Annotated in this window: 9 protein-coding genes; 3 read left to right on the top strand and 6 right to left on the bottom strand. The window is 64.2% G+C overall.

Features of this window, described 5'->3' with window-relative positions; translation table 11 throughout:
• Window positions 1–4,035 carry a tetratricopeptide repeat protein gene (locus V6657_RS11990; protein WP_048934654.1) on the bottom strand — a complete coding sequence of 1,345 codons (4,035 nt, stop codon included), beginning with the start codon at window positions 4,033–4,035 and terminating at the stop codon, window positions 1–3.
• Window positions 4,022–6,850: a bifunctional glycoside hydrolase 114/ polysaccharide deacetylase family protein gene (locus tag V6657_RS11995; protein ID WP_048934653.1), complete on the bottom strand. Its 2,829-nt coding sequence runs from the start codon at window positions 6,848–6,850 to the stop codon at window positions 4,022–4,024. The genes V6657_RS11990 and V6657_RS11995 overlap by 14 nt, the downstream gene beginning before the upstream one ends.
• A 500-nt stretch (window positions 6,851–7,350) precedes the next feature.
• Here V6657_RS11995 and V6657_RS12000 point away from each other — a divergent pair, with 500 nt between their 5' ends.
• A complete protein-coding gene (locus tag V6657_RS12000) occupies window positions 7,351–8,667 on the top strand; it encodes a hemolysin family protein (protein ID WP_048934678.1) in 1,317 nt (438 codons plus the stop codon).
• Here V6657_RS12000 and V6657_RS12005 read toward each other — a convergent pair.
• The 3 genes from V6657_RS12005 to V6657_RS12015 form a co-directional block, all read right to left on the bottom strand.
• Window positions 8,607–9,092, bottom strand: coding sequence for a carboxymuconolactone decarboxylase family protein (locus tag V6657_RS12005; RefSeq protein WP_048934652.1), 486 nt, complete (start codon window positions 9,090–9,092; stop codon window positions 8,607–8,609). The genes V6657_RS12000 and V6657_RS12005 overlap by 61 nt on opposite strands.
• Entirely contained in the window at window positions 9,022–9,540 is a 519-nt protein-coding gene (locus V6657_RS12010) for a MerR family transcriptional regulator (RefSeq protein WP_048934651.1), read from the bottom strand. Before V6657_RS12010 ends, V6657_RS12005 begins: the two co-directional genes overlap by 71 nt.
• Window positions 9,541–9,683: 143 nt before the next feature.
• Complete coding sequence (locus V6657_RS12015; RefSeq protein ID WP_048934650.1) at window positions 9,684–9,908, bottom strand: hypothetical protein; 225 nt, start codon at window positions 9,906–9,908, stop codon at window positions 9,684–9,686.
• Window positions 9,909–10,302: 394 nt separating this feature from the next.
• Between V6657_RS12015 and V6657_RS12020 the strand changes: the two genes are divergently transcribed.
• Complete coding sequence (locus V6657_RS12020) at window positions 10,303–10,578, top strand: hypothetical protein (RefSeq protein ID WP_021195584.1); 276 nt, start codon at window positions 10,303–10,305, stop codon at window positions 10,576–10,578.
• Window positions 10,579–10,642: 64 nt separating this feature from the next.
• Here the strand turns inward: V6657_RS12020 and V6657_RS12025 are convergent, their stop codons facing one another.
• Window positions 10,643–12,379, bottom strand: a complete 1,737-nt coding sequence (locus V6657_RS12025; protein ID WP_048934649.1) for an alkaline phosphatase family protein — start codon at window positions 12,377–12,379, stop codon at window positions 10,643–10,645.
• Window positions 12,380–12,595: 216 nt separating this feature from the next.
• Between V6657_RS12025 and V6657_RS12030 the strand changes: the two genes are divergently transcribed.
• On the top strand, window positions 12,596–13,390 hold the full coding sequence (locus tag V6657_RS12030; RefSeq protein ID WP_048934677.1) for a MipA/OmpV family protein: 795 nt from the start codon (window positions 12,596–12,598) through the stop codon (window positions 13,388–13,390).
• Window positions 13,391–13,393: the final 3 nt, after the last annotated feature.

Consider the following 13,393-nt stretch of genomic DNA (forward strand, 5'->3'; position numbering starts at 1 on the left):
TCAGTAAAGCCAGCGGTAGCGCAGCCCGATTTCCGTCAGCGGCGATGTGCCCGACCGCGTGATCGATTGGTGTTCGATGTACAGCGCCAGATGATCGTTGCCGAACACGCTGCCCGCCAGCCCAAGCTGCGCCTGCACGCCCCACCCTTCGCGGTTGTCGTGCAGCATGCCGACATCCATGAACGGCCGCCAGGCGCGGGTGTAGCGGTCCAGATAGTCCGTGCCGAAGCCAAACAGCATGCCGAACTGGTTGAATGAGCGCGGCATGATCTGATCGACATCCGGCGTTGTACCGCCCGGCAGCAAACGCGCCATCAACGGGCTGACCGTGCCTGATGCGTTGTAGCGCGCCATCGTGCCCACCACGCGGATGGTGTAGTCAGGATATTCCACCCGGAAGCGGTGGCCGATCTCGCCGTCGACCACCATGCCGCTGCCCAGGAACGAGCGGTCCTGCCCGTAGAAGCGGTCGCCTTCCACGCGGGCGCGCACGTATTCGTTTTGCGTCAAACGCCAGTTGTTGCCGATGGAGAACAGATCCTTCACACCACCCACGCGCAGTTGCGGGGTCTCGTTCGCGGGCTGGTTGCGACCGATCGACAGTTCGGTGCCCAGCGGCCCGACCTGCCCCAACAGCCCATCCAGCCGGAATGCATAGAACGATGCCAGCCCCTGGCGCCAGCCCACCGTGCCCTTCCACTGCGTGTTCTGCGTCTGATACTGAGATATCCAGTCGACGCTGCGATCCTGCGCAGGCACGCCGGTGAGCTGCGTGTCGTCGGTCGAGCGCTGGTTCCGCTGGGTAGCGCGCAGCAGCATGCTGGTGTGGTCGGTCAGGCGCATGCCGGCCGCTGCGCTGCTCTCGAAATACGTGAGCGGCGCCTGCTTGAACCACGTCTCGCGCGGCTCCAATGCCTGTGCGTTGGTCAGCAGCGTTTCCTGCACGCGCTCGTGGAGCTGCTCGTCATCGGGCGCGGTGGTCAGGCCTTCGAACGACAGGCGCTGTGCCTCACCCAGGCGATCCGTCATCACGTTGGCGTCGATGCGGTTGTAGAGCGGGATGCGGTCAGGCGTATCGTCCAGCAGGCGGTTGAGCGTCTGCAGGTCACGCTCAGCCAGAGCGATGGAGATCTCGGCATAGGCCGGGCGCGTCATGCGGCGCGCGTATTGCTGCAGCAGCCACGCACGTGCCAGGTCATTCGCTTCCTGCGACAGCGCCCAGCCCAACGCCGCTTCCTTGGCCACGGCGGAGACGAGCTGATCGCTCACACGGGCGTGCTTGCGCTTGTCCGCGGGCATTTCCGGTGGCTCGGGCGGCAGCATGTCGATATCGCCCAACTCGGACTTGTCCATTGCAGAGCGCCCGCCCTCGCGTGCCTGCTTCGTCGCACGGCGATCATCGCGCAGCAACTCGATCAGCAAGCGCTGCGACAGGTCACCAGACCCGAACGTTTGGGCCAGCGAGACGCGTCGGGCGCGCAGTTCGGTACGGGCATCCTCTTCGAGCGGCACTGCATCATCGTCGCCCACCGTGACGCGCGTACCGACACGGCGGCCTGTAGGCACCTTGGTCTTGTTGCCCCCGACCTTGTCTTCGGCACGCCACAGCAGCCACCACGCTTCGCGGCGCAGGGCCCAGGCGGCGTCGGCCTGCCCGGCCATCTCACGCGCGTCGGCATAGGCCAGCAGCCAGAGCGGATCGGTCTGCATCGACTTGCCCTGGCGGCCGAGGAAGCGCAGCGCGAGGTTGGCGTCGAACAGTTGCAGCCCGGCCGCAGCGTATGCGCCCCAGTAAGCGGAATCGTTCTCGGCCTCGCCGCGCCACAGGGCCAGGGCGCGTTTGAGCTCGGCATTCTGGCCGGAGTCGAGCAGGCCCCAGAGGAAGGCGGCCTTCACATCGCTGCCGGCATCGGGCAGCGAGACGGCGCGGCGCAAATCACGCATGGCCGCATCCCATTGGCCACTCTGGCGGAAGTACTCGGCGCGCGCGCCCAGCACGCCGGCGGATTGCTCGGCGGCTTTACGTTGCTCCGGTGTGAGCGAGGCGAGCAGCCCTTCGATGCGGCGGAAGGCACGCGCCCGCGTGTAGTAGTAGATGGCCTGCTGCAGGTGGACCATCGTGCCGTCCTTGCGGAAGGCAAGTTCAGACAGACGGCCGGCGTCGATGGGGCTGGCGTCGTAGAAGTCGATCATCGTCGTGAGATCGTCCGGCTCTGCTTTGCCACCAATCAGCAGTTGGCGATACGCCTTGCGTGACAGATCATCGCGCTGGTTCAGCCGGGCAAGCTGCGCGAAGGTGCGCCAGTAGAGATCGTCCGTGGGCGAAGCGGCCTTCTCTGCAACCTGCATGGCCGTGAGCGCCTGCTCGAACTGCCCGCGTACGTACAGGATGTTCGCCAGCTTGAGCGCGTATTGCGCGTTGGGGCCGAATTCCTTCTGCAAGCGCACGTACGTGTCGTAAGCCTGGTCATCCTTGCCGGCCCGCTCGGCCAGGTTGGCATAGCGCTCCAGCACCATCTGGCGGTGCGCGCCACGCGCAATGCTGTTCAGGTACGCCAGCCCTTCCACCGGCTCGCCCAGCCGCTCATACGCGGCAATGATCTGGTCGAGCAGCTTCATGTCGCCGGGCTGGCGGCTGGCCTGGTAGCGCAGGCCCGCCAGATAGGCGTGATCTTCGTTAAGTGCGGGGGCCAGACGCAGCACGTGCTGCCAGGCCGCATCGTCACCGGTGGATTGCGCGTACGACAGCCAGTAGTTCAATGCGACCATCGGCTGGCGGTTCCACTCGGCCACCTGGGCGGCGCGCTCAGTCCAGATCTTCAGGTCGGGGCGCTGGCGCACCGCGGCCTCGGCCACGCGCATGGCGTCATTCAGGTTGCCGCTGCCCATGAAGACCTGGAAAGCGAGGTCGTAGTCATCCGCATTGAAAGGCGCGATGCCGCGCACGATGGCCTGAGCGCCCTTCGGATGCGAAGACGATTCGGCATCGTCGGCCTTGTCCGCCACGTGGCGAATGCGTGCGGCATAACGCTGGCGACGGGCCACGCCCTCGGGGCCATCCATGAACACAACGTCCGTCGGGCTCGGCAGCGGTTCGGGCCGGCCAGCGAATGCCCAGTCATGACGCACTGCGCCCGACGCCAAGGCAATCCCCTCATTCGTCTGACGCCACGACAGATGCAGCAGACGACGAGCGTACTGGTCGGCCAGATCGGGGCGGTTGCATGCCTGAGCCAGGCGCGTAAGGAAGCGCAGCGTTTCGGTGTCGTCGATCAGCGGGCCGACGCGGCGCTGGGCCTCGGTCATGGCCTCGTCGAGCAGGTTGCCGCCCTGCAGCGCCTTCAGACCGGCGATGAAATAGCGGCGCTGCTCATCGAGCGACTTGGCGGTGTCCTGCGCGGCAAAGTTGGCGGCAGCAGCGGCGCGGTATTCACCCACGCCCAGCGCGATCTCTGCGGTACGTGCCTGCCACTGCGCGGAGCGTGCCACATCCTGCTTGGCCAAACGCTGGTAGAACTGCATGGCAATCGCACCCTGATCCAGCCCACGGGATTTGGCCGCGAGAATCTCCAGCTCGGGTGCGGTCCACCGGTAGTCGAGGGCTTGCTTGAGCAGACCACGCAGATCGACCAACATGGCCGCACGTTGCGGATCGTTCGGTTGCAGTGCATAGGCGCGTTGCTCGCGGATGGCGATATCGAGCAGCAACGCTTCACGGTCGAGCGACTTGTCATGCAGCGCGCGCATGCGGGCGACCATGGCTTCGGCCTCTTCCAGCCGACCGGTGCGCACGTACTGGGCGGCCAGCACGCTGAGGAATTCCCCATCGTTCGGGCGCACGCGCAGCCAGGCCTCCAGATAGGCCACCGACAGTGCATCGACCTTGCTGCCCGAATTGGTCCCATCAAGCAGGCGTGCCTCCAGGCGCTCGCGCGGGAACATCAAGGCGAGCGCCAGCCCGATCAGCGCGCCAAGCGTGCCGATCAGCCAGGCCGGCAGCAGCCGTTCACGCGGGGTCAGGTCAGCAGACCACATCGACACGTTGGTAGGTCACGGTTTGAGCAGCAGCTCCAGTCAGGTCAACGCGCACGGTGTTGTCCTGTGCACGGGCGGTGCGGGCGGGGTTGCCGTTGACTTTCACGCGGCACGCGCCGGCGTTGGCTAGACGGACGAACGGCTTGTAATAGCCGCCCGCCTCGAAACTCAACGCATTACCGTTTCGCGCAAAACTGCGTACGAAGGCGGCTGCTTCTGCAATGTACGCTGGCTTTGCGGATTCCGCCTCAGGCGCGAGGGTAAAACGCGCGGCACCGTCATCCAGGTGGATATAGATGCCACCAGCCGCCTTGTCATAGCCAACCACGCCCTGCGCATCGGCCAGCCGCGGCGTGCCGGGCGCCATCCAGCGCAGTTCGCGCAAATCGCCATCGCCGCGCACGACCCAGGTGTTGCCATCCTCAACGTCCCGGGCAACGACCATGTTGCGGAAATCCAGCACCTTGACCACGTATTCGGTGGAATAGATCGGGAACACCGGCTGCGCGAGCGCGTAGTCGTAGACCTTCTTCAAGGCCTTCAGCGACGCAAGCTTGGTGCCCGAATACATGTGGTAGTAGATGTTGACGGGCTTGAAGCGATACGGCGTGTCGGTCATCTGCAGCGTTTCAATCAGGCGATCGAAACCGTAGAAAGGGCCGGTCCAGTCATTGGTATAGACGTTCTCGTTCTGGTTGGGTGCAAACACCTGGTAGGCCCCCGGGCCCTTGTCGATACCCAGCGGGGCGATCTCCGTCCACGACGGCGAGCTGCGCGTGATGGTGGTATCACCACCGTTGAGGTTGAGCACGCCCGCATCCCAGGTCATGCGCACGGCAATTTCAGGCGGCTGGCAGTCGCCCGACCACTGCAGGATCTTCACGCGCTTGCCCGGCGGTGCAAGGCGCTCGTTGATGTAGTTGATGGACCCCGAGATTTCGCGGTCAAGACTGAACTTATAGCCGGGAATGGTCAGCGCGAAGGCCGTATCGCCACCGCCTGCATCCTTACCCGGCCCCTCTTTCGTCGCGTTGCTCTGGACCGTGCGGCTCCAGTCAAACGGGTGCGAATAGGTATGCGTGCCCAGTTCAACGTACGGCAACGCGAACATCTTGCGGGCGATCGCCTCCAGGCGCGGCGTCAGCTTGGGATACAGGCCGGTGGAGCCCACCTCGCCTTCGATGACCGACAGCGTGGTCGGAATGCGGTATTTGTCCCACACGTCCTGCAGCAGCACCTCGCCTGAATACTCTGGGCCGGGAAACTCGGCGCGCGAGGCAAAGCCGTCGCCGTCCACGTGCACCAGCATGAGGCGGCGGCCGTTTTCCGACGTCACGTCGGGGATCGGCATGTTTGGCAGCGCCAGCGCGCGACGCAGGAATTCGATCGGCTGCACCACCCAGCGCGCCTGTTCAACGGTGTCCATCGAGAACACCGCGTACGGATTCAGCACGTAGCCACCCCAATCGGTGATGGCGGCGGCGTCAAATTCGAAGTTGCCCGATTTCAGTCGCAGCAGCGACTGTCCATGGTCGCCCACCTGAATCGGCTGGGCCTCGCGGCGCTCGGGCTGCGGCGCCATCTCGAAACCGATGATCTTGTCTTGCGACACCACCGACAGCGGCCCGCTGGCGCGCCCGCGCACCAACTGCAGCTTGAACATGTCGGCCATGCTGCCGTCCACCGGCAGGCCAAACTGGTTCATGAAGGCGATGCGCACGCCGTCATGAATGCGCTGTCGCACCCACGTCGACAGCGCTGCCACCTGCTTGATCGGGCTGGTGTTCACCCACACCACCACGCCGGCATAGCGGTCGGGCGGTACGGATGCGGGCAGCGGCTTGTTGATGTCGGCGTACTCGACGTCGTAGCCGAGAAAGTTGAGCGGCGTGGCAATAAAGCGCACGCCCTCGCTGGTGTCGATGGTGGTGCGCGGGTCGCGGTCTTGCAGGATCAGCACCTTGCGCGGCAGCACCTCGATGCGCCCCACGCCAATCGTCGACAGGTCCGGATCCGTCACGTACGGCACCAGCCCTTGCGCTTTGATGCGCTTGGCCGTCTCGCGCGCGCAGGCGCGGTCAGCCGGCGGGCAATAGTCGATGGCGATCACAGGCAGGTGGTACTCGTCGCGAATCTTGCGCACCTGGCCCATCAGCCATTCGCGGTCGGCATCGCTCACTTGCCGGTACTGCTTGCTGCCCTGGTCCCAGCCGCGGTACAGCGATTCAAACGCCACCGCATAGGCGAGGTCATGCACCTGCGGCAGGATCTCGAACCCACGGTTGAAGATCAGCTTGGCATCCGGATAACGCGCCTTGATCGCCTGGATCGTGCGCACCATGCCGGCTTCTTGCGCCGCGCGTGCCGCCTCGTCCTTGGCGACGAGCTGGTACGAGTCGAGCGTATCAAGGAAGAAGCCACGGTAGCCCTTGTCCCACAGCGGCTTGATCACATGATCGACATAGAAGGCCGGCCAGTCTGGCTGGGCCTGGTCCACCACGCGCGACGCCCATGCCGCGTTGCGGCCAGACAACCAGGCCTTGGGCAGATCCTTGTACCAGCTGCGCTCGGGCGTGACCTCGCCCACGCTCACGTAGGCGTACCACTGTGTCTTGGGTGTCTTGAACTGCGACGGATCAAAGCCGTGGTCCGGCTCGATGACGACCGCGTCGAAGGCCCGCAGCTGTGCCACGGGCGGCTTGTCGCCGTAGTACCACGCAATGTTCGGCGCGTTGGCCGAGATTGAAGACGTGACCCCTGACGCACCGGACCCGGTGGTGGCAGGCGCTTGTTGAGCAAGCGTCACACAAGGCATCGACACGAGTGCGGCTGCAACCCACGCTGCAAACCTAGCCACACCCCGTCCGACCGTCCCTGCCGTATTCCCCCGTTTCCCCCCGGTGCGCCGCTGTACGCGGCTGAGAATCCACATGACCTACCACTCCTATGCAACTGTGTGCACACAACTCCGTGCCACATTGGGCCGATCTGCGCCGGCACTGAAATAGCGGCGCAATACTTGCGCCAGACGGTACATTTGTCCTTTTTCCGGAATGCCGCCCGCAAACGCAGGCCCCGCAAGGCAAACCGAGACAATATGTCCCCAGGCTGCAAGTATCGCCCATCGTGTGGGTACGCGGCAAACCACTTTTCGATGGCTATGCACCACACCGGGACATAGACAATTGTTTAGCGTTGCCTCAGGCATGCGTGCTCCGCGCTGTGGTTTGACAAAGCGATCCCGGCTGCACCATGATCGTCCGCAGCCACATTCCGAGCGGCCTTGCAACGCAACGGCACGCCCGCCCCGCCACCATGTCCGCCTTCATCCTTGTCGCGCTCATCCTGATCAGCGCCTTCTTTTCTGCTTCCGAGATCGCGCTCACTGCCTCGCGGCGCACCCGCCTGCAAACGCTGGCCGACGACGGCGACACCCGCGCTCTGCGCGTGCTGCAGCTCAAGGACACGCCGGGCAACTTCTTCACCGTGGTGCAGATCGGCGTGAATGCGGTGGCCATCCTGGCCGGTGTCATCGGCGACAGCCAGATCTCGGGGCCGCTGGCCACATCGCTGGGCGACTGGCTGCCCGCTGCCCGCGCCGAGCGCATCGCCAGCATCGCCGGTTTCATGATCGTGACGGGACTCTTCATCCTGTTTGCCGACCTGCTGCCCAAGCGCCTGGCGGTGCTCTATCCCGAGCGCTGTGCACTGGGCGTCATCGGCCCAATCCAGACGTGCCTGCGCGTGCTGCGGCCGGTGGTCTGGCTATTCAACGGCGCGGCCGATCTGTTCCTGAAGCTGTTTGGGGTGCCCACGCACCGCGTTGAGCAGATCACTACGGAAGACATCGCCGCCATGGTGGGCGCCGGCGCCGAGGCCGGCGTGCTGCGCAAGCACGAGCTGGCCATGATCGAGAACGTGTTCGAGCTGGAATCGCGCACCATCACCTCGGTCATGACCGTGCGCGACGAGGTCGTCTACTTCACGACCGACGAGCCGCTGGAATCGATCAAGATGAAGATCATCGCCCAGCCGCATGCGGAGTACCTCGTCTGCCGCGACGACATCGACTCGGTGCTCGGCTTCATCGCCTCGAAGGACATCCTGAAGCAGATCTTGTCGGAGGAATCCGCCACCGTGATCCGCAACCTGGCCAAGCACTTTGACAAGAACCTGCTGGTGCTGCCTGACACGCTCAACCTGTCGCAGGCGCTCACGCGCTTTCGCGAGATGCACCAGAGCTTTGGCGCGGTGATCAACGAGTATGGGCTGGTGGTGGGCATCGTCACGCTTGACGACATCGTCGGCGCGGTGATGGGTGACATCCTTTACCTGGGCGAAGACGAGCAGATCGTGCGCCGCGACGATGGCTCCTGCCTGGTCGACGGCGTCACGCCCATCGGCGACGTCAAGCGCGCCTTCGACCTGGACGACCTGCCCGGCGAGCACCACATCGAAACCATTGCCGGACTGGTCATCTACGCGCTCAAGCGCATCCCCAAGAAGAGCGAAAGCATCGACATCGGGCCGCTGCACATCGAGGTGCTCGACATCGACAACCACCGCATCGATCAGTTGCTGGTGTCGCGGCGCATCAATCCGCCTGCCTCGCCCGTTTCCTCCGCGTCGTGAGCGGCAAACACGTCCTTGGCGGCAAACATGCCGTTGAGCGCTGCCGGAAAGCCCGCGTATAGCGCCATCTGCAGGATGGTCTCGGTAATCTCTTGGCGGGTGAGCCCCACGTTGAGCCCCGCGGCGATATGCACCTTCAATTGCGGTGCCGCATTGCCCAGGGCCGTTAGCGCGGCAATGGTGGCGATCTCACGCTCGCGCAGCGTCAGACCCGGGCGGCTGTAGACATCGCCAAACCCAAATTCGACGATGTAGCGGCCAAGGTCGGGCGAGATGTCGGCCAAGGCCTCGACCACGCGTTCGCCGGCCACGTCATCGACTTCCTTGAGCTTTTGCCAGCCCCGGGCGTAGCGCTCACGATTCGGGGCGTCCTGCAGGTTGGCGTGGTTTGCGGCTTGCGGTGCGGTTTGTGCGATCAGAGTCATGTGCGTCCTCGTTCGATGGGCGTTTCGGTTTTCGAGATGAGGAAGCGGAACCCAGCGCGCTTTCTGCGGCGGCAATCCGGGCCCGGATGCCGTCGTAGTTGACGATCTTCTCGTGCAGCACGGCCAGTGTTTCGGCCCGCGCACGCTGCTCCGCCTCCAGCGCCGCAGCATGCAACTCCAGCAAGCGTTGGCGCGCCGACACACTCTCCAGACTGTCGCCCTGCCGCCGCAGCGCTGCGTACTGCAGCATCTGCGCAATCGGCATGCCGGTGTCGCGCAAGCGAAGCAGGAACGCGAGCCACGTCATGTCTTCCGCACGGAAGACACGGTGGCCGTTATCGCGCCGCTGCACGCTGTCGAGCAGGCCAATGCGCTCGTAGTAGCGCAGCGTATGCGTCGACAGGCCGGTGGCTTCTGCAACTTGAGCGATGGTCAGGAAAGTGGTCATGAACGGAGCTTAGAAGTTAGAGCGCACTCTAAGTCAAGCGACTTTAGCGCAGTTTTGCACCAGCCCGACAGACAGCCCCAAAACAAAACGCCGGCCCCTTTCGAGGGCCGGCGCCTTGGTGTGCAGAAAAACCGGGAAACCGGTTAGCCGCCCTTGCCGAACTCGCTCGGGTTCTGCAGCTTCGGACGGTGGTCGTGCTTCTTCTTTTTCTTCTTATGGTGGTGTGCCTTCTTCTCGCCTGCAGCCGGGGCCGCGGCGGCGGGTGCTGGTGCGGCGGCGGGTGCAGCCGGAGCAGCCGGGGCGGAAGCCTGCGCAAATGCGCCGGCGCTGAAGACTGCTGCCACGAGGGCAGCCAGGAGCTTGTTCATCGTGTTGTCCTTATGAAAAAACGAAGATGCGGCGCACCCGGTAACGGGAGGGGACGTGACCCAATACGTCCCTCGCCACCGCCATTCAACGCGCGACCCCAGCATCGGGATGACCCGCGCATCACCGGGCAGTGTCGTGCAGGCGCCGGCCAATGTCCACCTGAAGCCTGACGATACGCCGATGTGCGGATCGGCACGTTGATACGTCTCAACAAAAATTGACAGATATTGCGTGACACACTTTCTACATTGTTACGCGCGCTTACATCGTGGGAAGAACGCTTACAAACAGCGGTACACGCCCTCACGATATGAAGCGTTTTTGGAGGCATGGATCGCACATGGGACGAGATCCATGTATCTGAAGTCCCGCAATATCCTCAAGGAGTCTCACATGAAAGTCGCTCAATCCCTGGCCGCTCTGATCGTTGCTGGTGCCTTTGCCGCCCCCGTGTTCGCAGCTGGCACCGCGTCCGCACCGGCTGCTGCTCCCGCACCGGCACCGGCCGCTGCGGCGACTGCCACCGATGCCGCTTCCGCTCCGAAGGCCGAAGCCAAGCACGAGAAGAAGCACCACGCCCACAAGAAGGCGCACAAGGCTGCCGCCAAGTCGGAAGCCAAGACCGATGCCGCTTCGGCACCGAAGGCCGCTGAACCCGCCAAGCAATAAGGCGATCGCGCAGTGAAAAACGCCGGGAAATCCCCGGCGTTTTTTTATGCCTGCTTAAACCGCATCAATGCAGGTGCGGCAGACGCTTCGTGCCTTCGATCTGTACTGCTTGCAGCTCGTGCGGCTTGAGGCCCAGCTCACTCAGGATGGTCGGCGCGATCTGGTTGGTGTCGACATGCTCATCCACCACGTCGTAGCCGATGCCTGCACCCCAGACCACGATCGGCACGTGGCGGTTCTCCGGACGGAAGCCACCATGTTCGGCGATCTTCGACAGCTTGCTGCCCGCCCACACCGTGCCCTGCTGCGCGATACCGACCACATCGGGGAAGCGATCGTCGCTGGGCTTCGCACCAAAGAAGTCGGCCACCTCCTCACCAATCACGAAGCGGCTCGCGCCGGCCTGCGTGAATGGCTTGGACGTTGCATTGCCCGCCGCATCCGAACCCAGGCCCGTGCCCGAATAGCCCAGCAGGAACTGCTTGGCGAACCGCAGTGCAGCTGGCGAGCGGTCGTTCAACCACAGCAGGATGCCGTCGTCGTCCATGGCATGCGCGACGAGGTGCGGCTTGGTCGCGTCCTTGCAGGTGGCGGCGTACTTTTCCCACGCGCAGTTGAGTGCGTCGATCATGTCGCCGTCGTTGACGATGGTGAGATCTGCGCGGCTGTTGGGTGATTGGCCATGCTTGGCCGACACGATCACGACCGTGTTGGACGGGTCAGTCGCCTTGACCAACTCGCCCAACTTGTTGTCGACGAACGTGAGCGCGCTCTGCAGCACCGGCCCCGGCACCGTGCCGTTGTTGGTGTAGCCGCCCAGGCCGCCCTTCACCTTGTTGGCGGTGTTGGACGGGTCCGGGTAGTACGCCGACTTGTTCAGCTTCTGCGCAGTCGACACGGCCTGGAAGTTCATGCCCAGGATGGCCGGCACGCCCGGCGTACCGTTGCCGGCGTGGTCGTGGCCCTTGAGCCAGTTCAGCACGGCCAGCACCTTGAAGCTGTCGTAGCGCTGTGTGTCGGTGTTGTCCTTGGTCCAGTCGGGGCCAGGGCCAGCCGGCAGCGACGGGTCGGTCACCGAGCTGTTGATCTCGGGCGCGAACAAGTCGTCGATACCCTGGCCGCTCGGGCCGTTGAGGATTTCGTAGGCGGCGTGCTTGTCCGACCAGGCCGTGTGCAGACCGTGCTTGCGCGCGACTTCAAACACGGTGTTCACCTTCAGATACTGATGCGGATAGACCGGCGCGCACGTGATGGGCGAGACCGGCAGAAACGCCGGGTCGATCAGGTCCTGCGCATGGCCGGTCAATTGCGAGATCTTCGACAGATCGGCATACAGGCCTGGGATACCCTGGCCGCTGTCGAGGCGGTTCAGATCCTTGGCAATGACCTCGGCGTAGAACACCTCGGCGCCCGGCTTGGTGGTGTGGCAGTTGGCGGCCGTCGTACCGGCCGGCAGCAGGCTCCGGCTGTACGCGTCGTCGTAGTAGATGCCGGTGGTCTTGGGGTTGCCGCCGGTCACCTGGCCGACCATGCCGGGAAACGAGTCGGACGGGAACGGCGTACGGGCGTTGCGATAGCTCACACCCTGGTGCACAAGGCGCGCGAGCGTGGAACCCGGATGGCTACCGACATACCAGTCGAGATCGGACTGATGCAGGCCATCGACCGAGATCAGCAGGACATGCTTGGCGTGCGCCTGCCGCACATCATGCGCATCATCGTCATCGGCATACACATGCGCAGACAGACCGCATGCAAGCGTGGAGAGTACAGCGAGCGCGAGGTATTTCTTGGGGGACACGGGATTCTCCTCTGGGATACCGCCATGAGGCGGCCCGGTCACGCTATGCCCGCCGTATGTCGGTGCAGCGACCCGCGTATGTCGCCCTGGTGACAAATGTAACGGGCCTTCCTCCACCCGGTTGAGCCAACGTTTGCAGTGTCATCGACCGTACGGATGATTCCACTAGAATGGCGTGCCCACCGCATTTTCCTTGATGCTTACCTGCTCGACTCCATGCTCTCTTCGCGTGCTCTGCCCTGCTTCGCGCTTGCCTGCCTGCTGGCCCTGACCGGCTCCATTGCCACGGCCCAGACCACACCCGTCGCTAGCGCGGAACCCGGCGACTGGAGCATCGCCGTCGGCCCGTCCATTTATGTGGCACCGAAGTATCCGGGCGCGAAGTCGAGCTTTGTGTTTCCGTGGATCGATCAGGAGATCGAGTACAAGCACCGGTATTTCTCGAAGGGCATGGACTTCCTGGGCGCCTACCTCGCCAACGACGACACATGGCAGGTGGGCGGCAACTTCCAGTTCGATCCGACCTGGCGCCACGCACATGACGACGCGCGCCTGAATGGTCTCGGCAATGTCAACGCCACGGTGCGCGCCAAGGCGTTCGCGCAATACACGGTGTCGTTCCTGACGCTGTCCACCGACGCCGAGCAAGACATCCTGGGCAACCGTCAGGGCCTGATCGCCAATGCCGACGTGTACGCCAGCGCCCCGCTCGGCCGCTGGCTCTTCAGCCTTGGCTCCGGCGTGTCGTGGACCAACGGCCAATACATGCGCACCTTCTTCGGCGTGGATGGCGGCCAAAGCGCGGCGTCGGGTCTGCCGGTGTTCGCCACGCGCGCCGGTGTGCGCGACATCCACTTCAACGCCATCGTCACGTGCAAGCTTGATGACCGCTGGACCGCCAACGGCTCCGTCACCGTGGCCCGCCTGCGCGGAGATGCCGCCGACAGCCCGATCACGCAACGCCGCCAGCAGACCACCGCCATGGCATCACTCACGTACCGGTTCCGTTAACCC

The organism is Ralstonia sp. RRA, assembly GCF_037023145.1.
GTDB lineage: Bacteria > Pseudomonadota > Gammaproteobacteria > Burkholderiales > Burkholderiaceae > Ralstonia.

Coding starts and splice junctions, on each gene's coding strand:
- V6657_RS12010 (WP_048934651.1), bottom strand. CDS start 9,540: ATGACCACTTTCCTGACCATCGCTCAAGTTGCAGAAGCCACCGGCCTG.
- V6657_RS11990 (WP_048934654.1), bottom strand. CDS start 4,035: ATGTGGTCTGCTGACCTGACCCCGCGTGAACGGCTGCTGCCGGCCTGG.
- V6657_RS11995 (WP_048934653.1), bottom strand. CDS start 6,850: ATGCCTTGTGTGACGCTTGCTCAACAAGCGCCTGCCACCACCGGGTCC.
- V6657_RS12020 (WP_021195584.1), top strand. CDS start 10,303: ATGAAAGTCGCTCAATCCCTGGCCGCTCTGATCGTTGCTGGTGCCTTT.
- V6657_RS12030 (WP_048934677.1), top strand. CDS start 12,596: ATGCTCTCTTCGCGTGCTCTGCCCTGCTTCGCGCTTGCCTGCCTGCTG.
- V6657_RS12000 (WP_048934678.1), top strand. CDS start 7,351: ATGTCCGCCTTCATCCTTGTCGCGCTCATCCTGATCAGCGCCTTCTTT.
- V6657_RS12015 (WP_048934650.1), bottom strand. CDS start 9,908: ATGAACAAGCTCCTGGCTGCCCTCGTGGCAGCAGTCTTCAGCGCCGGC.
- V6657_RS12005 (WP_048934652.1), bottom strand. CDS start 9,092: ATGACTCTGATCGCACAAACCGCACCGCAAGCCGCAAACCACGCCAAC.